24 protein-coding genes and 1 tRNA gene are annotated in these 23746 nt (G+C 63.2%); 7 read left to right on the top strand and 18 right to left on the bottom strand.

Annotated features, from left to right (window positions below):
- Window positions 1-31: 31 nt before the first annotated feature.
- The 10 genes from rpoB to parC form a co-directional block, all read right to left on the bottom strand.
- Window positions 32-4168: a DNA-directed RNA polymerase subunit beta gene (rpoB, locus tag P2G62_RS03420; protein ID WP_275733466.1), complete on the bottom strand. Its 4137-nt coding sequence runs from the start codon at window positions 4166-4168 to the stop codon at window positions 32-34.
- A gap of 243 nt (window positions 4169-4411) precedes the next feature.
- A complete protein-coding gene (gene rplL, locus P2G62_RS03415; RefSeq protein ID WP_275733465.1) occupies window positions 4412-4783 on the bottom strand; it encodes a 50S ribosomal protein L7/L12 in 372 nt (123 codons plus the stop codon).
- A gap of 68 nt (window positions 4784-4851) precedes the next feature.
- Window positions 4852-5367: a 50S ribosomal protein L10 gene (gene rplJ, locus P2G62_RS03410; RefSeq protein WP_275733464.1), complete on the bottom strand. Its 516-nt coding sequence runs from the start codon at window positions 5365-5367 to the stop codon at window positions 4852-4854.
- 223 nt (window positions 5368-5590) lie between these two features.
- Window positions 5591-6289, bottom strand: coding sequence for a 50S ribosomal protein L1 (rplA, locus tag P2G62_RS03405; protein ID WP_275733463.1), 699 nt, complete (start codon window positions 6287-6289; stop codon window positions 5591-5593).
- 3 nt (window positions 6290-6292) lie between these two features.
- Window positions 6293-6745, bottom strand: coding sequence for a 50S ribosomal protein L11 (gene rplK, locus P2G62_RS03400; protein ID WP_275733462.1), 453 nt, complete (start codon window positions 6743-6745; stop codon window positions 6293-6295).
- Between the two features lie 97 nt (window positions 6746-6842).
- Window positions 6843-7382 carry a transcription termination/antitermination protein NusG gene (gene nusG, locus P2G62_RS03395; RefSeq protein ID WP_275733461.1) on the bottom strand — a complete coding sequence of 180 codons (540 nt, stop codon included), beginning with the start codon at window positions 7380-7382 and terminating at the stop codon, window positions 6843-6845.
- Window positions 7383-7594: 212 nt separating this feature from the next.
- Window positions 7595-7777 carry a preprotein translocase subunit SecE gene (secE, locus tag P2G62_RS03390; RefSeq protein WP_275733460.1) on the bottom strand — a complete coding sequence of 61 codons (183 nt, stop codon included), beginning with the start codon at window positions 7775-7777 and terminating at the stop codon, window positions 7595-7597.
- A gap of 135 nt (window positions 7778-7912) precedes the next feature.
- Window positions 7913-7988: transfer RNA gene (locus P2G62_RS03385), tRNA-Trp, on the bottom strand.
- Window positions 7989-8251: 263 nt separating this feature from the next.
- Window positions 8252-9427: an elongation factor Tu gene (gene tuf / locus P2G62_RS03380; protein ID WP_275733459.1), complete on the bottom strand. Its 1176-nt coding sequence runs from the start codon at window positions 9425-9427 to the stop codon at window positions 8252-8254.
- Between the two features lie 218 nt (window positions 9428-9645).
- Window positions 9646-11904 carry a DNA topoisomerase IV subunit A gene (gene parC / locus P2G62_RS03375; protein ID WP_275733458.1) on the bottom strand — a complete coding sequence of 753 codons (2259 nt, stop codon included), beginning with the start codon at window positions 11902-11904 and terminating at the stop codon, window positions 9646-9648.
- 149 nt (window positions 11905-12053) lie between these two features.
- Here parC and P2G62_RS03370 point away from each other — a divergent pair, with 149 nt between their 5' ends.
- The 6 genes from P2G62_RS03370 to P2G62_RS03345 all read left to right on the top strand — a co-directional run bounded on the left by P2G62_RS03370 (window position 12054) and on the right by P2G62_RS03345 (window position 16137).
- On the top strand, window positions 12054-12530 hold the full coding sequence (locus tag P2G62_RS03370; RefSeq protein WP_275733457.1) for an SH3 domain-containing protein: 477 nt from the start codon (window positions 12054-12056) through the stop codon (window positions 12528-12530).
- An 87-nt stretch (window positions 12531-12617) separates the two neighbouring features.
- A complete protein-coding gene (locus P2G62_RS03365; RefSeq protein WP_275733456.1) occupies window positions 12618-13448 on the top strand; it encodes an SDR family NAD(P)-dependent oxidoreductase in 831 nt (276 codons plus the stop codon).
- A 62-nt stretch (window positions 13449-13510) separates the two neighbouring features.
- Entirely contained in the window at window positions 13511-13714 is a 204-nt protein-coding gene (locus P2G62_RS03360) for a twin transmembrane helix small protein (RefSeq protein ID WP_275733455.1), read from the top strand.
- Between the two features lie 3 nt (window positions 13715-13717).
- A complete protein-coding gene (locus P2G62_RS03355; protein WP_275733454.1) occupies window positions 13718-14290 on the top strand; it encodes a cob(I)yrinic acid a,c-diamide adenosyltransferase in 573 nt (190 codons plus the stop codon).
- A gap of 180 nt (window positions 14291-14470) precedes the next feature.
- A complete protein-coding gene (locus P2G62_RS03350) occupies window positions 14471-15229 on the top strand; it encodes an electron transfer flavoprotein subunit beta/FixA family protein (RefSeq protein WP_275733453.1) in 759 nt (252 codons plus the stop codon).
- The gene (locus P2G62_RS03345) at window positions 15229-16137 is read left to right on the top strand and encodes an FAD-binding protein (RefSeq protein WP_275733452.1); all 909 of its coding nucleotides are present in this window, start codon (window positions 15229-15231) and stop codon (window positions 16135-16137) included. The genes P2G62_RS03350 and P2G62_RS03345 overlap by 1 nt, the downstream gene beginning before the upstream one ends.
- Before the next feature lie 154 nt (window positions 16138-16291).
- On the opposite strand, the gene P2G62_RS03340 is transcribed toward P2G62_RS03345, so the two are convergent.
- Entirely contained in the window at window positions 16292-17113 is an 822-nt protein-coding gene (locus P2G62_RS03340; RefSeq protein ID WP_275733451.1) for a DUF6473 family protein, read from the bottom strand.
- Window positions 17114-17290: 177 nt separating this feature from the next.
- Between P2G62_RS03340 and P2G62_RS03335 the strand changes: the two genes are divergently transcribed.
- Entirely contained in the window at window positions 17291-18166 is an 876-nt protein-coding gene (locus P2G62_RS03335; RefSeq protein ID WP_275733450.1) for a 3-hydroxybutyryl-CoA dehydrogenase, read from the top strand.
- A gap of 71 nt (window positions 18167-18237) precedes the next feature.
- On the opposite strand, the gene P2G62_RS03330 is transcribed toward P2G62_RS03335, so the two are convergent.
- Genes P2G62_RS03330 through P2G62_RS03300 form a run of 7 tightly spaced genes read right to left on the bottom strand, consistent with a single transcriptional unit; the run spans window position 18238 to window position 23571 of the window.
- A complete protein-coding gene (locus P2G62_RS03330; protein ID WP_275733449.1) occupies window positions 18238-19089 on the bottom strand; it encodes a lysophospholipid acyltransferase family protein in 852 nt (283 codons plus the stop codon).
- Window positions 19090-19114: 25 nt separating this feature from the next.
- Window positions 19115-19384, bottom strand: a complete 270-nt coding sequence (locus P2G62_RS03325; protein ID WP_275733448.1) for an HPr family phosphocarrier protein — start codon at window positions 19382-19384, stop codon at window positions 19115-19117.
- Window positions 19384-19785, bottom strand: coding sequence for a PTS fructose transporter subunit IIA (locus P2G62_RS03320; protein ID WP_275733447.1), 402 nt, complete (start codon window positions 19783-19785; stop codon window positions 19384-19386). The genes P2G62_RS03325 and P2G62_RS03320 overlap by 1 nt, the downstream gene beginning before the upstream one ends.
- A complete protein-coding gene (gene rapZ / locus P2G62_RS03315; protein ID WP_275733446.1) occupies window positions 19782-20702 on the bottom strand; it encodes an RNase adapter RapZ in 921 nt (306 codons plus the stop codon). The genes P2G62_RS03320 and rapZ overlap by 4 nt, the downstream gene beginning before the upstream one ends.
- Window positions 20699-21130 carry a serine kinase gene (locus P2G62_RS03310; protein ID WP_275733445.1) on the bottom strand — a complete coding sequence of 144 codons (432 nt, stop codon included), beginning with the start codon at window positions 21128-21130 and terminating at the stop codon, window positions 20699-20701. Before P2G62_RS03310 ends, rapZ begins: the two co-directional genes overlap by 4 nt.
- Before the next feature lie 15 nt (window positions 21131-21145).
- Entirely contained in the window at window positions 21146-22873 is a 1728-nt protein-coding gene (locus P2G62_RS03305) for a sensor histidine kinase (RefSeq protein WP_275733444.1), read from the bottom strand.
- Window positions 22870-23571, bottom strand: coding sequence for a response regulator transcription factor (locus tag P2G62_RS03300; protein WP_275733443.1), 702 nt, complete (start codon window positions 23569-23571; stop codon window positions 22870-22872). The genes P2G62_RS03305 and P2G62_RS03300 overlap by 4 nt, the downstream gene beginning before the upstream one ends.
- Window positions 23572-23746: the final 175 nt, after the last annotated feature.

Raw genomic sequence — 23746 nt, 5'->3', positions numbered from 1 at the left:
GGCAGAGGGGAGGGAATGAGGGCCGAAGCCCTCACTCGTCATCCTCCGCATCCAGGAGTTCCATGTTGAGGCCGAGGCCCCGGACCTCTTTGACAAGAACGTTGAACGATTCCGGCACGCCGGCTTCGAAGTTGTCCTCGCCCTTGACGATCGATTCATAGACCTTGGTCCGGCCCGCCACGTCATCCGACTTCACCGTCAGCATTTCCTGCAGGGTGTAGGCGGCGCCGTAAGCTTCCAGCGCCCAGACCTCCATCTCACCCAGACGCTGACCACCGAACTGCGCCTTACCACCCAGCGGCTGCTGCGTGACGAGCGAGTACGGCCCGGTCGAACGGGCGTGCATCTTGTCGTCGACAAGGTGATGCAGCTTCAGGAAGTATTTCACGCCCACGGTGACCGGACGCGCGAACTGGTCGCCCGTACGGCCGTCGAACACGATCGACTGACCCGACTTGTCGAAGCCCGCGCGCAGCAGGGCGTCGTTCACGTCGGCTTCCTTGGCGCCGTCGAAGACCGGGGTCGCGATCGGCACGCCGGTGCGGACATGCTCGGCGCATTCCACGAAGCGGTCCTGCTCCATCGCGGCGAAGGTCTCTTCGTAGGTCTCGTCGCCATAGCCGTGACGCATCGCCTCACGCACCGGGGTCAGGTCGCCCGAACGACGGTATTCCTTCAGCGCCTCGTCGATCTGGATACCCAGACCGCGCGATGCCCACCCCATGTGGGTTTCCAGAATCTGACCGACGTTCATCCGCGACGGCACGCCCAGCGGGTTCAGCACCAGGTCGACCGGGGTGCCATCGGCAAGGAACGGCATGTCCTCCATCGGCACGACTTTCGACACGACACCTTTGTTCCCGTGACGACCGGCCATCTTGTCGCCCGCTTGCAGCTTGCGCTTCACGGCGACGAAGACCTTGACCATCTTCATCACGCCCGGAGGCAGATCGTCGCCCTGACGGACTTTCTCGACCTTGTCTTCGAAACGGTGCTCAAGGGCGCGTTTCTGCGCGTCGAACTGATCGTTCAGCGCTTCGACTTCCTTGGCATCGCCTTCGTTTTCCAGCGCCAGCTGCCACCACTGACCACGGCTCAGCGTGCCCAGCAGTTCGTCGTTGATCTCGGACCCCGGCTTGATGCCTTTCGGGCCTTTGACGGCAACCTTGCCCAGGATCAGCGTTTTCAGGCGCGCGTAGATGTTGCGCTCCAGAATCGCCAGCTCGTCGTCGCGGTCGCGGGCCAGACGTTCGACTTCTTCACGCTCAATCTGCAGCGCGCGTTCGTCCTTGTCGACGCCGTGACGGTTGAACACCCGCACTTCGACGATCGTGCCATAGGCCCCCGGCGGCAGACGCAGCGAGGTATCGCGCACGTCGGACGCCTTTTCCCCGAAGATGGCGCGCAGAAGTTTTTCTTCCGGCGTCATCGGGCTTTCGCCCTTGGGGGTGATCTTGCCAACCAGAATATCGCCCGGGCCGACCTCGGCACCGATATAGACGATGCCCGCCTCGTCGAGGTTGCGCAGCGCTTCCTCGCCGACGTTCGGGATGTCGCGGGTGATCTCTTCCGGCCCCAGTTTCGTGTCGCGCGCCGCCACTTCGTATTCGTCGATATGGATCGAGGTGAACACGTCGTCGCGGTGGATGCGTTCCGAAATCAGGATCGAGTCTTCGTAGTTGTAACCGTTCCACGGCATGAACGCGACGACCACGTTGCGCCCGATCGCCAGTTCGCCCTGATCGGTCGAGGGACCGTCAGCGATGACCTGACCGGTGGCAACCGTATCGCCCACCTTCACCAGCGGGCGCTGGTTGATGGTCGAGGACTGGTTCGAGCGTTTGAACTTGCGCAGACGATAGATGTCGACGCCCGCATCGCCCATGCCCAGGCCTTCGGTCGCGCGCACAACGATACGCTGCGCATCGACCTGGTCGATGATGCCGCCGCGGCGCGCCATGATCGCCGCCCCGGAGTCACGCGCCACGACCGCTTCCATCCCGGTGCCGACGAAGGGCGCCTCGGAACGCAGCAGCGGAACCGCCTGACGTTGCATGTTCGACCCCATCAGAGCGCGGTTGGCGTCGTCGTTTTCCAGGAACGGGATCAGCGCGGCCGCGACCGACACCAGCTGCTTGGGCGACACGTCGATCAGATCGACGACATCGACAGGATTCAGCATGAATTCGCCCGACTGACGGGTCGAGACCAGATCGTTGACGAACTTGCCGTCTGCATCCAGCTCGGCGTTGGCCTGCGCGACGGTGTGGCGCATCTCTTCGGTGGCCGACATATAGACGACCTCGTCGGTCACCTTGCCGTCTTCAACCTTGCGATACGGGGTCTCGATGAAGCCATACTTGTTCACGCGGGCGAAGGTGGCCAGCGAGTTGATCAGACCGATGTTCTGACCTTCCGGCGTTTCAATCGGGCACATCCGTCCATAGTGGGTCGGGTGAACGTCGCGCACCTCGAAGCCCGCGCGTTCGCGGGTCAGACCGCCCGGCCCAAGCGCCGACAGACGCCGCTTGTGGGTGACTTCCGACAGCGGGTTGGTCTGGTCCATGAACTGCGACAGCTGCGAGGAGCCGAAGAATTCACGAACCGCAGCCGCAGCCGGTTTCGCGTTGATCAGGTCCTGCGGCATCACCGTGTCGATCTCGACCGAGGACATGCGTTCCTTGATCGCGCGCTCCATGCGCAGCAGGCCGACGCGATACTGGTTTTCCATCAGCTCGCCGACCGAACGCACCCGGCGGTTGCCCAGGTGGTCGATGTCGTCGATCTCGCCCTTGCCGTCACGCAGTTCGACCAGGCCCTTGATGCAGGCGATGATGTCGTCGCGACGCAGGGTCCGCTGGGTGTCCGGCGCATCCAGGTTCAGACGCATGTTCATCTTGACGCGACCCACGGCCGACAGGTCGTAGCGCTCGCTGTCGAAGAACAGCGTGTCGAACAGGGCCGAGGCGGCCTCGACGGTCGGCGGCTCGCCCGGACGCATGACGCGATAGATATCCATCAGCGCCTGATCGCGGTTCATGTTCTTGTCCGCGGCCATCGTGTTGCGAATGTAGGGACCGACGTTGATGTTGTCGATGTCCAGCACCGGGATATCGGTGATGCCGTTGTCCATCAGCACCTTGACCGACCCGCCGACCAGCTGACCTTCCTTGTCATACTCGGCCGTCAGCTCGTCGCCCGCTTCGATATAGATGAAGCCGGTGTCCTCGTTGATGATGTCCTTGGCGCAGAAGCGGCCGAGGATGTGTTCGAACGGCACCAGCAGTTCGGTGACCTTCGCCTCGTCGATCAGCTTCTTGACCATGCGCGGGGTCATCTTGTCGCCGGCCTTGCAGATCACTTCGCCGGTGGCGGCGTCGATCAGGTCATAGGTCGGACGGGTGCCGCGCACACGCTCGGGGAAGAATTTCGTGACCCAGCCGCGCTTGCCCTCGGCGCGGTAGTTCACGGTGGTGTAATAGGCATCCATGATGCCTTCCTGGTCCAGCCCCAGCGCATAAAGCAGCGTGGTCACCGGCAGTTTGCGGCGACGGTCGATGCGCGCGAACACCAGGTCCTTGGCGTCGAATTCGAAATCCAGCCAGCTGCCGCGATAGGGAATGATGCGGCAGGCGAACAGCAGCTTGCCCGAGGAGTGCGTCTTGCCGCGGTCATGGTCGAAGAACACGCCCGGGCTACGGTGCATCTGGCTCACGATGACCCGCTCGGTGCCGTTCACGATGAACGTGCCGTTCGACGTCATGAGCGGCATGTCGCCCATGAACACGTCCTGTTCCTTGATGTCCTTGACCGACCGCGCGCCGGTGGTTTCATCGACATCGAACACGATCAGACGCAGCGTCACCTTCAGCGGCGCGGCATAGGTCATGTCGCGGGCCTGGCATTCGTCGACGTCGTATTTCGGTTTTTCCAGCTCGTATTTCACGAACTCGAGGATGGCATTGTCGTTGAAATCCTTGATCGGGAAAACCGACTGGAAAACGCCCTGGATACCTTCGCCGTCCTGCGGCTTGTCGGCATCGCCAGAGCGCAGGAACAGATCATAGGAAGATTTCTGAACCTCGATGAGGTTCGGCATTTCAAGAACTTCGCGGATTTTGCCATAGTAACGGCGGATACGCTTCTGACCAACGTAAGCTTGAGCCATGCTCGTCGTGACCTTTCGTCTTTTCGCAGGCGCGCACACCGTCGGGGCCCGGTGCGCGGCGCGTGGCGATCAAGGGGTCGGCCCCATACTTGCCCCCCGTCCCACCGGAAGGCTCCCGAGCCGTGAACACCGCCTTGGAAAACACTTTCGCGAAAGCGCTCTCCAAGACAGGTTCGGCTGGGCCCGGGGTTGCCCCGGACCCAGCCCTTTTCAGTAGATCGGATGCACGCGCATCCGGTCTGATTACTTGAGCTCGACTTTCGCGCCAGCTGCTTCCAGCTTGCCCTTGATGTCTTCGGCTTCGGCTTTCGCCGCGCCTTCTTTGACTTTGCCGCCAGCTTCCACCAGGTCCTTGGCTTCTTTCAGGCCCAGGCCGGTGATCGCGCGAACTTCTTTGATCACGTTGATCTTGTTCGCACCGGCTTCGACGAGAACGACGTCGAATTCGGTTTTTTCTTCGACGGCTTCGGCAGCAGCGGCCGGGCCGGCCATCATGACGGCGCCACCGGCAGCCGGCTCGATGCCGTATTCGTCTTTCAGGATGGTTTTCAGTTCTTGCGCCTGCAGCAGCGTGAGGTTCACGATTTGCTCGGCGAGTGCTTTAAGATCGGCCATTTTTCCGTTCCATTCTCATATAGGGTTTTCCAACGTCGGGCTTTTCCCAACGAAGGCAAAAGATTGCGTCAGGCGGCTTCCCGCTCCTCAAGAGTCTTGAGGATGCCCGCGATGTTGGAAGCAGGCGCGCCAATGGCACCGGCGATGTTCGAAGCCGGGGCACCGATGCACGACACGATCTGAGCGATAAGCTCTTCACGCGACGGCATAGCAGCCACAACTTTGACACCGGCCGGATCCAGAGCGTCTTTGCCCATGGCACCGCCAAGGATGGCGAACTTCTCGTTCACCTTGGCATAGTCCACCGCGACCTTGGCCGCAGCGACCGGGTCCTCGGAATAGGCAAAAACGGTCATACCCGAAAGAAGTTTGGCCATGCTGTCGCAGGGCTTGCCTTCCAGGGCGATCTTGGCGAGCGTGTTCTTGGCAACGCGAACGGACCCACCCACGTCACGCATGCGCGTGCGAAGGTCCTGCATCTGTGCAACCGTCATGCCTTCGTAGTGGGCAACCACCACGACGCCAGAGCTTTCAAAGATCTGGCCGAGTTCCTCGACCACTTTCTCTTTCTGGGCTCTATCCACAGTTTCACTCCAAGTTTGGGGGTTTCCCCCCGGCTCTCATTGTCCCCGGCCGAAACCGGGGTTCGGGTCCAAGTGGTTCCCGAGAGATCGCCCGAGGCTTGCCCCGGAAATTCTCGTTCCCCATCTCAGGAAGGATATTAAGCCGGTGAACCGGCCCCCTCCGTCTCGGACAGGACGGGGCGTTTCCGCCCCGTCATTCGCCGGGCCGAAGCCCGGCAAATTCTCAGTTGGCGGTCGCCGACGCGAGGTCGAGCGAAACGCCCGGGCCCATGGTCGAGCTGAGCGACACCTTCTTCAGGTAGGTGCCTTTCGCGCCCGCGGGCTTGGCTTTCGACACGGCTTCGACGAAGGCGCGGACGTTCTGCGCCAGCGCTTCTTCGGTGAAGGACACCTTGCCGATACCGCCGTGGATCACGCCGGCTTTTTCGACCTTGAACTGCACTTCGCCGCCTTTCGCCGCTTCGACAGCCGCTTTCACGTCCATCGTCACGGTGCCGACTTTCGGGTTCGGCATCAGGTTGCGCGGGCCCAGGATCTTGCCCAGACGGCCGACCAGCGGCATCATGTCCGGGGTCGCGATGCAGCGATCGAATTCGATCTTGCCCGACTGGATGGTTTCCATCAGGTCTTCGGCGCCGACGATATCCGCACCGGCGGCCTTGGCTTCGTCAGCCTTGGCGCCACGCGCGAACACGGCCACGCGCACCACCTTGCCGGTGCCGTTGGGCAGCTGGACCACGCCGCGGACCATCTGGTCGGCGTGACGCGGGTCGACACCCAGGTTCATCGCGATTTCCAGCGTCTCGTCGAATTTCGCCGAGGCAGCCGATTTGATCAGTTTGACGGCTTCTTCAACAGTGATGTTGTCTTTGCCTTCGAAAGCGGCGCGCGCAGCGGCCGTGCGTTTAGCGAGCTTGGCCATGGCTTACCCTTTCACCTCGATACCGATCGAACGTGCCGAGCCGAGGATGATCTGCATCGCGGCTTCGACGTCGTTCGCCGACAGGTCCTTCATTTTCGCTTCGGCGATCTGACGCACCTGCGCGGCGGTCACGGTGCCCGCGACTTCACGGCCCGGCTTGGTCGAGCCTTTCGGACGGTTCCGCTTGCCGACCGGCTTCAGGCCAGCGGCTTTTTTCAGCAGGAACGAGGCCGGCGAGGTCTTCGTTTCGAAGGTGAAGGATTTGTCGGCGTAATAGGTAATCACGACCGGAACCGGCGAACCGGCTTCCATTTCCTGCGTCTTGGCGTTGAACGCCTTGCAGAATTCCATGATGTTGATGCCGCGCTGACCCAGCGCCGGACCAACCGGCGGGGAAGGGTTGGCCTGCCCCGCTTTGATTTGCAGCTTCAGCTGCCCGATGACTTTCTTGGCCATGTGGCCTCTCCTTTATCACTGTCACACCCTGCGGCGCGAAGTTTAGTGGTGCGGTCCGGGCGCCTTGTCAGACCCCCTCGCCTCCCACGGCTCCCACTCAGGCGGCTTTCGACACCTGGGTGAATTCCAGTTCGACCGGCGTCGGCCGACCAAAGATCGACACCGTGACCTTCAGGCGGCCCGCGGCGTCGTCGACCTCTTCGACCATGCCCGAGAAGCCCTCGAACGGGCCGTCGGTCACGTTCACATTCTCACCCACCTCGAAGCGGATCAGGCTGCGCGGCGCGGCGGCCTCGCCCGATTCATCGACGCGGTTCAGGATCTGGTTCACCTCGGCATCGCGCATTGGCATCGGCCGACCCTGCGGGCCCAGGAACCCGGTCACCCGGTTGATCGAGGTAATCAGGTGATACCCCTTGTCCGTCATGTCCATCCGCACGAGCACATAGCCCGGCATGAAGCGGCGCTCCGACGTGACCTTCTTGCCACGGCGAATCTCGATCACCTCTTCGGTGGGCACGAGAACTTCTTCGATCTCGTCCTCAAGGCCCTTTTCCACGACGGCCTGCTTGATCTGCTCGGCAACTTTCTTCTCGAAATTCGAGAGAACGCTTACCGAATACCACCGCTTCGCCATGCTCTGCCTTGCCTTCTTCCACCGACGGTAACCGCCGAAAATTCCATTACATCAACGGGTTACCCCGCCCGACCCGAACAAAAAACAGCGCGCATCATCCGAATCGATGCGCGCCCGTTGTCCAGAGTTCCGCCCCTTTACCCCCCAAAGCCTTTGATTTCAAGCCCGTTAACGGGCCGAACCGGCATTACGGCGCTGCGGGCGGGCCGCGCTCAGCCGATGATCTGGGCGACGCCGAACCGGATCACCCAATCCACCAGCGAGAAGAACAGCGCCGTCAGCGCCGCCATGACAAAGACCATGCCCGTGGTCAGCAGCACTTCGCGGCGCGTCGGCCACGAGATCTTGCCCACTTCCGAGCGGACCTGGCTCAGAAACTGAAGAGGGTTTGCCATGCGTCTTATCCTTGTTCTGGCGTGCATGACCCCAAGCCATGCGACCGCGCCCAGATACGCGGTTGCGCGGGCGGTTTCAAGCACTTTGGCGCGACACGTCGCAGCGAGATCATGCAGATTTCGGGAAGGACGGCTTGGCAGGGGCTGGGGGACTCGAACCCACGACCCTCGGTTTTGGAGACCGATGCTCTACCAACTGAGCTAAACCCCTGTGCCGTGAGGGGCGTGCTAAAGAAGCCTGCGACGGAAATCAAGAGCGATTTGCAGCAAACTGCGCGTGAACTGTAACCTTGCGCGATTTCATGTGCAGCGGCCCTGACCTGCCCCACCCCGAAGCCGCAGCATGGAGGGACGAAATCCCGTCCGGGCCGGGCAAAACGCCAGAGCGGGCGGAAAGATCGCCCCCACGCATGACGGCGGCAAAATGCAAAAGGGCCGCCCGAAGGCGGCCCTTCCGTCACGATGTGATCGAAATCACTCGATGATTTTCGAGACGACGCCAGCGCCGACGGTGCGGCCGCCTTCGCGGATGGCGAAGCGCAGTTTTTCTTCCATCGCGATCGGGGCGATCAGTTCGACTTCGAACTTCAGGTTGTCGCCCGGCATCACCATCTCGGTGCCTTCCGGCAGTTTCACGGTCCCGGTCACGTCGGTCGTGCGGAAGTAGAACTGCGGACGGTAGTTCGCGAAGAACGGCGTGTGACGACCACCTTCCTCTTTGGTGAGGATGTAGGCTTCAGCTTCGAACTTCGTGTGCGGCTTCACCGAACCCGGCTTGCACAGAACCTGACCACGCTCAACGCCGTCACGGTCGACACCGCGCAGCAGCGCGCCGATGTTGTCGCCCGCTTCACCGCGATCCAGCAGCTTGCGGAACATCTCGACGCCCGTGCAGGTCGTCTTCTTGGTCGCGCGGATACCCACGATTTCCAGTTCGTCGCCCACGTTCACAGCGCCACGCTCCACACGGCCGGTCACAACCGTGCCGCGGCCCGAGATCGAGAACACGTCTTCGATCGGCATCAGGAACGGCTGGTCGACAGCGCGCTCGGGGGTCGGGATGTATTCGTCGACAGCGGCCAGCAGCGCGCGGATCGAGTTCTCGCCGATTTCCGGGTCACGGCCTTCCAGAGCGGCCAGAGCCGAGCCCTTGATGATCGGAATGTCGTCGCCGGGGTAGTCGTAGGACGACAGCAGTTCGCGGATTTCCATCTCGACCAGTTCGAGCAGCTCTTCGTCGTCAACCTGGTCGACCTTGTTCATGTACACGACCATGTAGGGGATGCCGACCTGACGGCCGAGCAGGATGTGCTCGCGCGTCTGCGGCATCGGGCCGTCGGCCGCGTTCACAACCAGGATCGCGCCGTCCATCTGCGCCGCACCCGTGATCATGTTCTTCACATAGTCCGCGTGGCCGGGGCAGTCGACGTGCGCGTAGTGACGGTTCGCCGTCTCGTATTCAACGTGCGCGGTCGAGATCGTGATCCCGCGCGCTTTCTCTTCCGGCGCACCGTCAATCTGGTCGTAGGCTTTGAACTCACCAAAATACTTGGTGATCGCTGCCGTCAGAGTGGTCTTCCCGTGGTCAACGTGGCCAATCGTGCCGATGTTGACGTGCGGTTTGTTCCGTTCAAACTTTGCCTTTGCCATGTCGCGGGCGCCTCTGGTTCGGGGGCCGGAATTGGCCCGAGTCAATATCGCGCGCTACCTATTGCCCCGAAGGAGAAAAATCAAGCCCGCTTCGTGCATTCCCCGCCAGCGCGGCGCAATGCGCCACGCGCCTGTGGCCAGCGCACCATGGCATCGCGGCCGCGCCCGTGCGACGCGGCCGCGGCATCGGCCAAAGACCGGGCTTGCGCCCGGCCCCGTCAGCAGAAGCGATTGTCCCGCGGGAAACCGCGCGGCGCCATCCGGCCGGCGCTGGCCCGCTTGGCCAGCCATTCGCCTAGGTCCGTCTCGGACCGGGTGCGCCCCGCCGGATCTTTCCAGCTCAGCCCGTCTGCAAGCGCGAAAGTGATCGCGTCCGACAGCCCGCCATCCTTGTATTTCTGCAACCTGACGCCTTTGCCGCGGGCCATTTCCGGCAGTTCGTCCAGCGCGAAGACCAGCATCTTGCGATTTTCGCCGACACACGCGACATGATCGCCCACAACCGGGCGGCAAACCTGCGTGCGCGCGCCTTCGCGCATGTTCAGCACCTGTTTGCCCGCGCGGGTCTGCGCCACCAGCTCTTCGCCCGGCACCACGAACCCGTCGCCGTCCGAAGAGGCCAGCAGATATTTCTCGCCGGCTTTGGGAATGACCAGATGGGTGATCTCGGCCTCGTTCGGCAGATCGACGATCAGCCGCAGCGGCTCGCCCATGCCGCGCCCGCCGGGCAGGTTGGCGCCCAGCACGGTGAACGCCCGCCCGTTCGACCCCAGCGCCACGATCCGGTCGGTGGTTTCGGCATGCAGCGCAAACAGCGGCCCGTCGCCATCCTTGAACTTGACCTCGGCATCCAGCGGCTGATGCCCCTTGAGTGCCCGCACCCAGCCCATCTTCGACAGGATCACGGTGATCGGCTCGCGCTCGATCATCGCCTCGATCGGCACATCCTCGACCTCGGCCGCATCCCCGAAACTGGTGCGCCGCGCGCCCATCGCGGTGGCCTTGCCGAACTGCTTTTGCACTTCTTTCAGCTGTGCGGTGATCCGTTTCCACTGCTCGCGCTCCGAGGCCAGCAGCCCCTGCAGATCGGCGCGCTCGGCCATCAGCGCATCGCGTTCGTTGCGCAACTCCATCTCTTCAAGCTTGCGCAGGCTGCGCAGGCGCATGTTCAGGATCGCCTCGGCCTGCACCTCGGTCAGGAAGGCGCGCTCGCCATCCACCACCGCCCAGTTTTCCGCCATCAGCGCGGGCTTGGGCTCGTCCTCGGTGCGGATGATTTCGATCACCCGATCCAGATTCAGATAGGCGATGATATAGCCGTTCAGCACCTCGAGTCGGTGCGCGATCTTGTCCAGCCGATGCTCGGACCGGCGGCACAGCACGTCGCGGCGATGGTCCAGAAACGCGCGCAGCACCTCTTTCAGGCTGCAGACCTTCGGCACCCGCCCGTCGATCAGCACGTTCATGTTCATGTTGAACCGCAGTTCCAGATCCGAGCTGCGGAACAGCATGCCCATCAGTTGCGCGGGTTCGACCGTGCGGGTGCGCGGTTCCAGCACGATGCGCACATCCTCGGCGCTTTCGTCGCGCACATCGGCCAGCGCGGGCACCTTCTTGGTCTGGATCAGTTCGGCCAGCCGCTCGATCAGCTTGGATTTCTGCACCTGATAGGGGATCTCGGTGACCACGATCTGCCACATGCCGCGGCCCAGATCCTCGACCTCCCAACGGGCGCGCAACCGGAACGCGCCCCGCCCGCTGCGGTAATTCTCCAGAATGCTCTCGCGCGGTTCGACCAGCACGCCGCCGGTCGGGAAATCCGGCCCCGGCACCAGTTCGACCAGCGCCTCATCCGACAGATCCGGGGTCTTGATCAGCGCGAAACAGCCGTCGATCAGCTCATGCAGGTTATGCGGCGGAATGTTCGTCGCCATCCCGACCGCGATCCCGGACGAGCCATTGGCCAGCAGGTTCGGGAAGGCCGCAGGCAAGACCACCGGCTCTTCCAGCGTGCCGTCATAGTTCGGGCGGAAATCGACGGCGTTTTCGGCCAGCCCCTCCAGCAATGCCTCGGACGGGTGCGCCAGGCGGGCCTCGGTATAACGGCTGGCGGCAGGGTTGTCGCCGTCGATATTACCGAAGTTGCCCTGCCCGTCGACCAGCGGGTAGCGCATCGCGAAATCCTGCGCCAGACGCGCCATCGCATCATAGATCGCGGCATCGCCATGCGGGTGATAGTTCCCCATCACGTCGCCCGAAATCTTGGCCGATTTGCGGAAGCCCCCGGTTGGCGACAACTTCAACTCGCGCATCGCATAGAGGATGCGGCGATGCACGGGCTTCAACCCGTCGCGCGCATCGGGCAGCGCCCGGTGCATGATCGTCGACAGCGCATAGGTCAGATAGCGCTCGCCAATCGCGCGGCTCAGCGGCTCGGAGGTCAGGGAAACGGGCAGGTCGTCATCATTTTCGCTCATGCCCCCGGGTGTAAAGCGCGCCACGCGCCCGGTCCAGACGGAAACTTTTTTCCCTTGGCGGAACAAATCGGCGGCCCAAGGGTTCCGTCAAGGAAACCGACCAAAAAATATGCTAAAATGAAAAAGTAGTGAGTCTCGGGGGTAGTCAGATGTTCAAGATGACGTTTTACACGTTGATTGCGATATTCTTGGTGCAGTTGATCGCAGGACGTGACGGCGAAGAGGGCGCGCGGATCATGGCGCAAGGCCCCGCGGAAAGTGCTGCGCCCGAAATCGTGCAGGCGTCCGTTGCCAGCCCTGAAACGATCAGCCTCAGCCAATCCGACCCGGTGCCTGCGCCGCTGGTCACACCGGCACGCTTGGTGCGCATGCCCGGCCCCGCGTTGCGCCCCTCCCCCGAACATGCACAGAAGGCTGCCTTGACCGAGGCTTCCGCCGCCGCCTCCCTTTGGGTCGTCACCGCCAACCGGTTGAATGTGCGTTCCGGCCCTTCGACCGGCAATCCGGTGGTCGACCGGATCAGCCGCGGCGAAGAGGTTCTGGTGGTCTCCGACAGCAGCGCGCCCTGGGTCAGGATTCGGATCGAAGGCTGGGTTTCGCGCAAGCTGCTGGCCCCCGCAAACTGAGCGGGCACACCAGTCGCCCGGATCGCCTTGCACAGTTGCACCGCGCCCCCTATCCCGGTTGCAACGATCATTGCGGGGCGCCAGACCATGACCAAGACAATCCTGATTACCGGCTGTTCTTCGGGCATCGGTTATGATGCCGCGCATGGGCTCAAGGCCGCGGGCTGGAAAGTTCTGGCCACCTGCCGGCGCGAGGAAGATTGCGCCCGGCTGCGCGCAGAGGGGCTGATCTCGTTTCCGCTCGACGTTGCCGATCCGGCCTCGATCGAGGCGGGCTTCAACGAAGCGCTGGCCCGGGCGGGCGGACGGCTTGACGCGCTTTACAACAACGCGGCCTACGCCTGCCCCGGCGCGCTCGAAGACCTGCCCGCCGGCGCGCTGCGCGAGATTTTCGAAACCAACCTTTTCGGCCTGCACGACCTGACCACCCGCGCGATCAAGGTGATGCGTGCCCAGGGCCACGGCCGCATCCTGCAGTGTTCCTCGGTGCTGGGACTGGTGGGCATCCGCTGGCGCGGCGCCTATGTCGCGACGAAATTCGCGCTGGAAGGGCTGACCGATGTGCTGCGCCTGGAAATGCGCGACACCAATATCAAGATCGTGCTGATCAACCCCGGCCCGATCCCGACCCGCTTCCGCCTGAATGCGATTCCCCATTTCGAACGCTGGATCGACTGGCGCAATTCGGCCCGGCGCGACCAATATGAAACCTCGCTGCTCAAGCGCCTTTATGAACCCTCGGGCAAGAAGGACACGTTCGAACTCCCGCCCTCGGCCGTCACCCAGGCGATCCTGACAGCACTGACCGTGCCGAACCCGCGCGGCCATTACTATGTGACCAAGGCCACCTGGATTGCCGCCCTTGCCCGCCGCCTGCTGCCCGGCCGTGTGCTGGATTGGCTGATGGCGAAGGCCTGATCGGATAAACCTCTCGATTTTCCTCGCCCGCCCGCTACTGTGGGACCGAACAGGGAGGACAGATGCGCAACGATCCGCTTTTCTACGTCGTTGCCGCCGCAAGCTTTGCCGTGCTGATCATTCTGATGATCGGCATTGGCGGTTTTGCCAGGGGCGGCGATTTCAACCGCAAGCACGCCAACAAGCTGATGCGACTGCGGATCGCGGCCCAGGCGGTTGCGATCTGTCTGATTTTGCTGTTTGTCTGGCTCCGAAAAGGAGGCTGATCCATGGTCGTTCTCAATCGTATCTATACCAAAACCGGTGATGCCGGACAGACCGCACTGGCCGATGGCTCGCGCGTGGCCAAGCACGATCTGCGTGTCGCGGCCTATGGCACCGTGGACGAGTTGAACGCGACTCTGGGGCTGGCCCGGCTGCATGCGGATGACGACACCAACGCCGCGCTGGCACGCATCCAGAACGATCTGTTCGACCTGGGCGCCGATCTGGCCCGCCCGGCAATGGAAAAAGACGCCGAAGCCGGATACCCCGTGCTGCGCGTGATCGAGACCCAGTTGACCAGGCTGGAATCCGAAATCGACGCGATGGTTGCCCGGCTCGAACCGCTGCGCAGCTTCATCCTGCCCGGCGGCACCCCGCTGGCCGCGCATCTGCACCTGTGCCGCACCGTCGCGCGCCGCGCCGAACGCGAGGCAACCGCACTGGCCGCCACCGATACCGCCAATCCCTTGGCGGTGAAATATCTCAACCGGCTGTCCGACTGGTTCTTCTGCGCCGCGCGCATTGCCAATGACGAAGGGCGCGCCGATGTGCTTTGGGTGCCGGGGGGCAACCGCTAGGCCCGCCCGCCTGCCACCCAAACCGGCACAGATTGCGCAAACGGCCTGCGACGTGACGTTGCGACAGGGGATTGCGTCGATTTTATACTGTCCCTCGCTGTTTTGGTCTTGTAACAAAATTGCCGAGAGCTTGTGGCCCGCCCTGTGCGGGCGGAATCAAAGGTAGGGAGACACTCGCCCATGAAGGTACTGGTGCCTGTGAAGCGCGTGATCGACTATAACGTGAAGGTTCGCGTGAAGGCGGACGGTAGCGGTGTCGATCTTGCGAACGTAAAGATGTCGATGAACCCGTTCGACGAGATTGCCGTTGAAGAGGCGATCCGTCTGAAAGAGAAGGGCGCCGCGTCCGAGATCGTGGTGGTTTCGGTGGGCGTGAAGCAGGCGCAGGAAACGCTGCGCACGGCGCTGGCGATGGGCGCGGACCGGGCGATCCTGGTGGTGGCTGCCGACGACGTGCATCAGGATATCGAGCCGCTGGCGGTGGCCAAGATCCTGGCGAAAGTGGTGGCCGACGAGGCCCCCGGCCTGGTGATCGCGGGCAAGCAGGCGATCGACAACGACATGAACGCGACGGGCCAGATGCTGGCGGCGCTGCTGGGCTGGGGTCAGGCGACCTTTGCCTCCGAGGTCGAGATTGCCGGCGACAGCGCGAAAGTGACGCGCGAGGTCGATGGCGGTCTGCAGACGATCTCGGTCAAGCTGCCGGCGATCGTGACGGCCGACCTGCGCCTGAACGAGCCGCGCTATGCCTCGCTGCCCAACATCATGAAAGCCAAGAAGAAACCGCTCGATGAAAAGACCGCGGCCGATTACGGCGTCGATGTCACGCCGCGCCTCAGCGTCGTGAAGACCGCCGAACCGGCGGGCCGTTCGGCTGGTATCAAGGTGGGCTCGGTCGACGAGCTGGTGGCGAAACTGAAAGACGCGGGGGTTCTGTGATGTCGGTTCTTCTGATTGCTGAAGTGAACAGCCTCGACGCGACCGCCAAGGCGCTGAGCGCGGCCAAGAAGATGGGCCCGGTGACGGTGCTGGTGGCCGGTGCGGGCGTCGATGCGGCGCCGTTCGCGGCGCTCGATGGCGTGGCCAAGGTGCTGACCGCCGATGACGCGGCTTATGCGCATGGCCTGGCCGAGCCGCTGGCCGATCTGGTCGTGTCGCTCGCCGGTGGCTTCACCCATATCGTCGCCCCGGCGACGGCCGATGCCAAGAACCTGCTGCCGCGCGTGGCCGCGCTCTTGGATGTAATGGTGATCTCGGATGTGATCGGCGTGGTCGATGCCGACACGTTCGAGCGCCCGATCTACGCGGGCAACGCGATCCAGACGGTGAAATCCTCGGACAAGATCAAGGTTGCCACGATCCGCGCGACGGCTTTCGAGGCGGCGGGCGCGGGCGGTTCGGCCCCGGTCGAGGCCGCGGCTGCGGTCGGCGACAAGGGCCTGAGCACTTGGGTCGAGGACAAGGTGGCGGCCTCCGACCGCCCGGAACTGACCTCGGCGAAGATCGTGGTCTCGGGCGGCCGCGGCGTCGGCAGCGAGGCCGATTTCGCACTGATCGCGGGCCTGGCCGACAAGCTCGGCGCCGCTGTCGGCGCGTCGCGCGCGGCGGTGGATTCGGGCTTTGCACCGAACGACTGGCAGGTCGGGCAGACCGGCAAGGTCGTGGCGCCGGAGCTCTACATCGCCTGCGGCATCTCGGGCGCGATCCAGCACCTTGCGGGGATGAAGGACAGCAAGATCATCGTCGCCATCAACAAGGACGAAGAAGCCCCGATCTTCCAGGTCGCAGACTACGGACTCGTCGCAGACCTGTTCCAGGCTGTGCCGGAATTGACCAGCAAGCTGTGACGCACCAGCCGGGGGCCCTGCCCCCGGACCCCCGAGATATTTCGGGCCAAGATGAAAAGCCACGTCTTTTTCTTGGCAAAAATACTCCCGCCGGAGGCGAAATCGGAAAGCCCCGCCACTCTGGCGGGGCTTTTGCATATGCCGCGCGCCCCGCTTACAGCAACCCCGCCAGCACCGGCGCCAGCGCCGCAGCCACCTCTTCATGCACCATCGGTCCCGGCATCGTGGCCGCCGCGGGTTCTTCCATCGGGCCGAAATGCATCCCGGCAGAGCCCGAACTGCGCGCCGTCAGCGAGGGGTCGACCCTGACCACCGCATCGGCCAGCGGCCGCAGCCGATCCACCATCTCGGACGTTACCAGCAGCGGCTCGCAACCCAGAGCGTCGCGCAACGACGGATCGCGGTAATCGCCCAGCCAGAGCAACACCTTGCGCCCTTCGATCTTGTCCAGCATCGCCGTCATCCGCGCGATCCAGGCCGCCTGCAATTCCGCAACCAGCGGCCCGAAGCGATCCGGTGCCCGTTCGCGCAAAGCCAGCAGAAGATGGCGCGTAAAGTTGAATTCGGTGAAGTCGATCTCGCTGAATACTGCGCGCATCAGGTTCGACGCCCGCAGGAAACGATCATTCCGCCGCGGATGCACAGCGTAGAACCGGTTCGAGACGTTCTGCGCCCCCATCAACTGAATCACCGTCACACGGGCCAGGCGCGACATCTCGCCCACCTGGGGTTCGTTGGCGAAAACGTCGATCCCCGCGTTGAGATAGCCGAAATTGACGACCGGCATCTGCAACTTGTCTTCCAGCAGCGCAGGCCAGGGCTCTGCCACGAATTTTCCATAGGTCTCGGACCCGCCCAGTGCCGCCACGAAAGGCCGCGCAAGATCGCGGCGCGGCCCGCGAAACAGCAGTTTCGATCTGCCATAGCGACACGGAAAATAGTCCAGGGCGCCATCGCCCGCATATTCGAAAGCCATAATCCCACCTCAGTTTTCGACTCACCCAAGGTGGAGATTGCGCGCCAAGCCTTTCGAAAGGGATAAAGCGAAAATACGACACAATCCCTTAAGTGTTCTGTGCCATCGTCCCGGAAAGCCTTGCGCGCTGCACTGCAGCATGCGTATGGTCGAGACGCAATCACATGAGGTGAAGAAATGGCGATTGAAACGGTAGGGATCGTTGGCGCAGGGCAGATGGGCAACGGGATCGCCCATGTTTTCGCGCTGGCCGGTTACAACGTTCTGATGAATGACATCGCGCAAGAGAGCCTGGACAAGGCCCTTGCCGTGATCGAGAAAAACATGGCGCGGCAGGTGTCGCGCGGCAAGATTTCCGAAGCGGACAAGACCGCCGCGCAAGCCCGCATCAAGACCACGCTGACGCTGACCGATCTTGGGCAGACCGATCTGGTGATCGAGGCCGCGACCGAACGTGAATCGGTCAAGGACACGATTTTCGCGACGCTGGTGCCGCATCTGAAACCGACGACGCTGCTGGCCTCGAACACCTCGTCGATCTCGATCACGCGTCTGGCCTCGAAAACCGACCGCCCCGAGAAATTCATCGGCATGCACTTCATGAACCCGGTGCCGGTGATGCAACTGGTCGAACTGATCCGCGGCATCGCCACCGACGACGAAACCTATCAGATCATGCTCGACGTGATCGCCCGGATCGGCAAGACCTCGGCTTCGGCCGAAGACTTCCCGGCCTTCATCGTCAACCGGATTCTGGTGCCGATGATCAACGAGGCAGTCTATACGCTGTATGAAGGCGTCGGCAACGTCCGCTCGATCGACGAGTCGATGAAACTGGGCGCGAACCATCCGATGGGCCCGCTGGAACTGGCCGATTTCATCGGCCTCGATACCTGCCTGGCGATCATGCATGTGCTGCACGACGGGCTGGCGGATACGAAATACCGCCCCTGCCCGCTTCTGACGAAATATGTCGAGGCTGGCTGGCTCGGGCGCAAGACCGGGCGCGGGTTCTACGACTATCGCGGCGAAACCCCAGTTCCGACGCGCTGATCGCCCCCGAAACGCAACAAGAACCCCGCCAGTGGCGGGGTTCTTCGTATCCAACATCCCGTTTCAGGGCCTCAGTCGCGCAGATTGAGCGTGTGATGGCGCAGATCGGCCAGCCATTGCCGCGGGTTCTTCAGCGGTTCACGCAAGTCTTCCGGGCTCAGCGCGTGGCCGATTACCGGCGCCTGCGGCTTGTTCAGCGCCGCCTTGATCTCGTGCAACAGCAACCCCTGCCGCAACGTGGCACTCAGCTTGTTGGCGATCTGATAGAGCCGCGTGTTGTGCCCGGGGAAATAGATCGGCAGCACCGACGCACCGGAGCGCGCCACCATCTTGGCCGAGAACGGGTTCCATTCGCCCTCGATCGCGGGGCCGAAGAAGGTTTCGGAATGTGCCACGGCCCCCGCCGGGAACAGTACGATCACCCCGCCCGCCTTCAGCGTTGCCATGCATTCCGCGCGCATTTTCAGGCTTTCGGCCTGCGCGTTTTCCTCATGCGGAAAAGGAACCGGCAGCATGAATTCGGCGATTTCGGGAATGCCGGTCAGCAACGAGCGCGTCAGGATCTTGTAATCGGTGCGCACCTGCCCGATCAGATGGGCCAGCACCATGCCGTCGACCAGCCCGTGCGGGTGATTGGCCATGACGACCAGCGGGCCGGTGGGCGGAATGCGGGCGATCTGCTCTGCCGGGGTCTTGACGTCGATCCCCATGATCTCGAGCGCCTGCGGCCAGAACGCCTGCCCCACAGGGGCACCGCGACGTTCAAACTTGCGGATCAGGCTCAGCAGCTTGAGCTTCGCTGTTGCCCATTCGATGGTGCGGATCGTCGCCACCTTCCAGGGGTTGGTAAAGGTGCCCGCATATGACAGGCGTCGCTTGTCGTAAGGCTTGGCAACCGTGCCCGCCGTTATCTGTTCGTCCACTGCCGGACCCTCTTGTTGCGCAGGCTCAGTTATCCTCGCCGAAGCGATCGGCCACAAGAGCCTCCAGCGCCGCGGCCAGTTCTTCTGCCTGCGGGCCGCTGGTGCGCACCGCAATCGACGTGCCGCGCGAGGCGGCCAGCATCAGCAGGCCCATGATCGAATCCCCGGAAACGGACATGCCGTCCTTCTCGACTTCGGCGCGGGCGTCATGCGCCTCGACCACTTCGACGAAACGGGCAGAGGCACGCGCATGCAGCCCCTTCACGTTGACGATCTGCAAAACCTTGGAAACCATTACTTCGTTTCAGTCCCGTAAGCCGAATAGCTGTTGATGTATTTGCGCCCCGCATCCAGCGCAGCCTCGACCGCGGCATGCACGTTCAGACTGCGCGATTTCGCCAGTTTGATCAGCAAAGGCAGGTTGGCGCCATAGATGATTTCGCGTTCACAGGATTCGCAGGCCAGCAAACTCAGGTTCGAGGGCGAGCCGCCGAACATGTCGGTCACCACCACCACCCCGTCGCCACTGTCGACCGCATCGGCGGCGGCGCGGATCTCGGCCTGTTTCAGGCTGCGGTCATGGTCGTCCTCGATGGTAATCGCGCGGATGCCGGCTTGCGGCCCCACGACATGCTCGACCGCGGCGAGGTATTCGCGCGCCAACCCACCATGTGCCACGATCACGATCCCGATCACGCGTCGCTTCCTGTCTTCACCCCCGGCATGGCCTGCGCCCGCCGTTCCAATTCCCTATGCCGTTTAGACACCTGCCACCCAGCCTCTGCAAGCGCTTTGGCCATGGCTTCCGTTACGGCAACCGACCTGTGCTGACCGCCGGTGCAACCGAAGCCGACCGACAGATGACTCTTGCCTTCCTCGACATGCGCGGGCAGCAAGAACAGCAGCAATTCCTTGAGTTTTCCGACGAATTCCGCATAGCGCGGATCGGCCGCGACATAGGCCGCCACCGCCGCATCCTGCCCGTTGAGCGGCCGCAGCGCGGGCTCCCAATGCGGGTTGTTCAGAAACCGGCAGTCAAACATCATATCCAGCCCGCGCGGCACCCCGCGCTTGTAGCTGAAGCTGTGCAGCGACAGGGACAGCCGCGCGATCGCCCCCATGTCGAACCAGCGCGCCACTTCGGCGCGCAGATCATGCGGCGTCATCGCCGAGGTGTCGATCAGAACGTCGGCACGCATCTTGATCGGCGCCAGAATGTCGATCTCCTGCAAGATCCCCTCTTGTGGCGCATCGGCGGGAGCCAGCGGGTGGCGCCGGCGCGTCTCGGAATAGCGCCGCAGCAGCACATCGCTCGTGGCATCCAGGTACAGCACCTCCAGCTGCAGATCGGGCGCACGCGTCAGCCGGTCGATCGCCTCGATCAGCGCATTGGCCGAAAAGTCGCGGTTGCGTACATCAATGCCCAACGCCAGCGGCTGCATCAACGGCCCGTCCAGCAGCCGGGGGATCAGGCTCAGCGGCAGGTTGTCGATGGTTTCATAGCCAAGGTCTTCAAGCGCGGCGATCGCGGTCGAGCGCCCGGCACCGGACGGCCCCGTGACCAGCACGACGCGGCGGCCCTCCTGACCCTCGGCTTTTCTTCCCTGACTCACGCGACTCGCCCACCTTTCAGCCATTGCAGGACTGCCGCATCAAGATGACCATGTTGCACGCGCAGCACAAGAGGCACGGACCTGCCTAAAAGGTCATGTTTACGCTGTGGAGGCAGGCGTTCGGGCTCTTCCCGGCCCAGATCGACCACCAGAGCGATCCGCGCCGCAGGCAGCGCCGCAGCGCCCAGCAGGCCCACACCGCGCGCTTCGATCATTCCGCTCAGCGCCTCGGGCGCGCGTGCCCAGACCTCCGCGCCCTCGGCCCACAGATCAACCCGATCATCGGCCACGAGCCGCGCACCCAGTGCCATCAGGCGCAACGCCAGCAACGACTTTCCCGCGCCCGACGGCCCCAGGATCAAGACCCCGCGCGTCGCATCCAGCGCAACAGCCGTGCCGTGGATGTTGGAAACGGGCGGCCCGGACATCACAGGCCGCCCCGCTCAGATCGGCAGACCGACGACGAAGCGCGCACCCAGCGGCTCCGAGGTAATGTCGGCATCCGTCGGACGAATGTTCTCGGCCCAGATCACCCCGCCGTGCGCTTCGACGATCTGCTTCGAGATCGCCAGCCCCAGCCCGGAATGATCCCCGAACTGCCCGGCCGGACGTTCGGAATAGAACCGTTTGAACACCTTGGTCAGCGCCTCCTCGGGGATGCCGGGGCCGGTATCCTCGACCACGACCAGCACGCGATTGTCGCGCCGCCGGGCCCAGACCCGCACCGCGTCGCCTTCGTCGCAGAAAGAGATCGCATTGGTAATCAGGTTCACAAAGACCTGCGCAAGCCGCCCCTCAAGCCCGGTGATCATGATCGGCTGCGGCGGCAGATCGGTGATGAACTCGACCCCTTTTTGCGCCGCTTGCGCGCCCAGATGCTCGGCCAGGTTTCCGACCATCTTCAGCAGATCGAAGCTCTCTTCCTCTTCCTTCACCAACTCGCTGTCGAGCCGCGAGGCGTTGGAGATATCGCTCACCAGCCGGTCGAGGCGGCGCACATCGTGGTCGATCACGTCCAACAGCTTGGTACGCTGGTCATCTCGCTTGACCATGTGCAGCGAGGCCACGGCCGAGCGCAGGCTGGCCAGCGGGTTCTTGATTTCATGGGCCACATCGGCGGCGAATTGTTCGTTCGCGTCGATCCGGTCATAAAGGGCCGCCACCATGCCCCGCATCGCCCCCGACAGCCGCCCGATTTCATCGGGCCGCGCCGTCAGGTCGGGGATACGCACCCGCCCCGGGCTCATCTTGCGGGCATTCTTGTCGCGCCCGATTTCCGCGGCCGCCGCCAGATCGCTGAGCGGGTTGGCAATGGTCGAGGCCAGAACCAGACTCAGGCCGATCGAGACGATGATCGCGATCACGAACATCTGCAGCACCTGCTCGCGCTCGACCCGCACCAGGTGGTCGATCTCGCCGGCGGCAGAAGTCATCGCCATCATGCCGACCATCTGATCCTTCTGATAGATCCCGGTCGCCACAGAGAAGGTCGTCGCCCCCTGCGGGTCGCGACTGGTGGCCATCCGCGTGTGCCCAGGGGTCACCGTCGGCACCAGCGCCTCGGCCGCAGCCCGCGCATCGTAGCCCTGCGGGTTGTTGTCGGTGCTATGGGTCAGCGCCGCCACCCAGTCCCAGCCCCGGTTCAACAGGTCGGTAATCACCGTCGAGCGCTGATCGACACCGAAACCGCTGACCTCTTCGCGCTCGGCCGTCGCCACCTCTTCCGAAGACATCAGCAGATTGCCGCGCATGTCGAAGACATAGACCCGCGCACCCTCGGGCAGTTCGATCCCGGCGAATGTGTCGGCCAGATCAATCCCGTCACCCGCCGCCAGATTGACCGGGGCATCCTTGGGCAGACGCGCCTCGAAGACATCGGCGATCAGCTCGGCCTCGCTGACGATCGCGCTTTCACGCTGGAACACCAGACTGTCGCGGAACGGGTTGAGATACAGCACCCCCGCGACCATCACCACCATCGCCAGCAGGTTGAAGGTGATGATCTTGCGCGCCAGCGGCGAGCGGTTCAGCGCGATCATCCCGCGCCGCGCCCGGCCACGCGCCAGATCCTGGTCGACGACCCCTTCGGGGGCAACCCAGTCCTCGCCCAGAAGCACGTCCGGCTCCACGCTTTTGGACTGACCCAATCCTATCCGCACCGCGATGCTCATTCTTCGTTATAGCGATAGCCGATGCCATAGAGCGTCTCGATCGCCGAGAACTCGTCATCCGCAGACCGCATCTTCTTGCGCAAGCGTTTGATATGGCTGTCAATCGTGCGATCGTCGACATAGACTTGATCGTCATAGGCCACATCCATCAGCTGATCGCGCGACTTCACGAAACCGGGCCGCAGCGCCAGTGCCTGCAACAGCAGGAACTCGGTCACCGTCAGGGTCACCTCCTGCCCCTTCCAGGTCACCGAATGGCGCAGCGGGTCCATCGTCAGCGGCCCGCGTACGATCACCTTGGTCTCTTCGGTGACGGCCACCTCGCCAGTGGAAATCGCATCCTGGCGCCGCAGCAGGGCACGGATGCGTTCGACCAGAAGGCGCTGGCTGAACGGCTTCTTCACATAGTCATCTGCGCCCATGCGCAGGCCCAGAACCTCGTCGATCTCGTCGTCTTTCGAGGTCAGGAAGATCACCGGCATCGTGGTTTTCTGACGCAGCCGCTGCAACAGGTCCATGCCATCCATGCGCGGCATCTTGATGTCCAGCACCGCCATGTCCGGCAGCCGCTTATTGAAGGCGTCCAGCGCCGCCTGCCCGTCATTGTAGGTTTCGACTTCGAAGCCTTCGGCCTCCAGTGTCATCGAAACAGACGTAAGAATATTGCGATCGTCGTCGACCAGCGCGATCCTGGACATGCCCGTCACCCTTTAACTGCTCATTTCATTTTTATTTCCGGCATCTTCCGCTTTCCGGGCCTCAGAATCAACTCCGATATGCGAATCACTCGCCATTCCCGAATCATCAAAGACTAAAAAACCGAAGGTTTGACTAATTTGCCTCACCTTTTCGGCATGGTTGCGCTAAACCGGC

The organism is Paenirhodobacter sp. CAU 1674 (assembly GCF_029222945.1).
Taxonomy (GTDB): domain Bacteria; phylum Pseudomonadota; class Alphaproteobacteria; order Rhodobacterales; family Rhodobacteraceae; genus Rhodobacter.
The sequence above is the reverse complement of the archived record's forward strand: the minus strand, read 5'-3'. Positions and strand labels throughout refer to the sequence as shown.

What these genes read in the sequence shown, in the direction of transcription:
- rpoB (WP_275733466.1), bottom strand. Translation starts at nt 4,168, where the DNA reads ATGGCTCAAGCTTACGTTGGTCAGAAGCGTATCCGCCGTTACTATGGC.
- rplL (WP_275733465.1), bottom strand. Translation starts at nt 4,783, where the DNA reads ATGGCCGATCTTAAAGCACTCGCCGAGCAAATCGTGAACCTCACGCTG.
- rplA (WP_275733463.1), bottom strand. Translation starts at nt 6,289, where the DNA reads ATGGCCAAGCTCGCTAAACGCACGGCCGCTGCGCGCGCCGCTTTCGAA.
- rplK (WP_275733462.1), bottom strand. Translation starts at nt 6,745, where the DNA reads ATGGCCAAGAAAGTCATCGGGCAGCTGAAGCTGCAAATCAAAGCGGGG.
- nusG (WP_275733461.1), bottom strand. Translation starts at nt 7,382, where the DNA reads ATGGCGAAGCGGTGGTATTCGGTAAGCGTTCTCTCGAATTTCGAGAAG.
- secE (WP_275733460.1), bottom strand. Translation starts at nt 7,777, where the DNA reads ATGGCAAACCCTCTTCAGTTTCTGAGCCAGGTCCGCTCGGAAGTGGGC.
- tuf (WP_275733459.1), bottom strand. Translation starts at nt 9,427, where the DNA reads ATGGCAAAGGCAAAGTTTGAACGGAACAAACCGCACGTCAACATCGGC.
- parC (WP_275733458.1), bottom strand. Translation starts at nt 11,904, where the DNA reads ATGAGCGAAAATGATGACGACCTGCCCGTTTCCCTGACCTCCGAGCCG.
- P2G62_RS03370 (WP_275733457.1), top strand. Translation starts at nt 12,054, where the DNA reads ATGTTCAAGATGACGTTTTACACGTTGATTGCGATATTCTTGGTGCAG.
- P2G62_RS03365 (WP_275733456.1), top strand. Translation starts at nt 12,618, where the DNA reads ATGACCAAGACAATCCTGATTACCGGCTGTTCTTCGGGCATCGGTTAT.
- P2G62_RS03360 (WP_275733455.1), top strand. Translation starts at nt 13,511, where the DNA reads ATGCGCAACGATCCGCTTTTCTACGTCGTTGCCGCCGCAAGCTTTGCC.
- P2G62_RS03355 (WP_275733454.1), top strand. Translation starts at nt 13,718, where the DNA reads ATGGTCGTTCTCAATCGTATCTATACCAAAACCGGTGATGCCGGACAG.
- P2G62_RS03350 (WP_275733453.1), top strand. Translation starts at nt 14,471, where the DNA reads ATGAAGGTACTGGTGCCTGTGAAGCGCGTGATCGACTATAACGTGAAG.
- P2G62_RS03345 (WP_275733452.1), top strand. Translation starts at nt 15,229, where the DNA reads ATGTCGGTTCTTCTGATTGCTGAAGTGAACAGCCTCGACGCGACCGCC.
- P2G62_RS03340 (WP_275733451.1), bottom strand. Translation starts at nt 17,113, where the DNA reads ATGGCTTTCGAATATGCGGGCGATGGCGCCCTGGACTATTTTCCGTGT.
- P2G62_RS03335 (WP_275733450.1), top strand. Translation starts at nt 17,291, where the DNA reads ATGGCGATTGAAACGGTAGGGATCGTTGGCGCAGGGCAGATGGGCAAC.
- P2G62_RS03325 (WP_275733448.1), bottom strand. Translation starts at nt 19,384, where the DNA reads ATGGTTTCCAAGGTTTTGCAGATCGTCAACGTGAAGGGGCTGCATGCG.
- P2G62_RS03310 (WP_275733445.1), bottom strand. Translation starts at nt 21,130, where the DNA reads ATGTCCGGGCCGCCCGTTTCCAACATCCACGGCACGGCTGTTGCGCTG.
- P2G62_RS03305 (WP_275733444.1), bottom strand. Translation starts at nt 22,873, where the DNA reads ATGAGCATCGCGGTGCGGATAGGATTGGGTCAGTCCAAAAGCGTGGAG.
- P2G62_RS03300 (WP_275733443.1), bottom strand. Translation starts at nt 23,571, where the DNA reads ATGTCCAGGATCGCGCTGGTCGACGACGATCGCAATATTCTTACGTCT.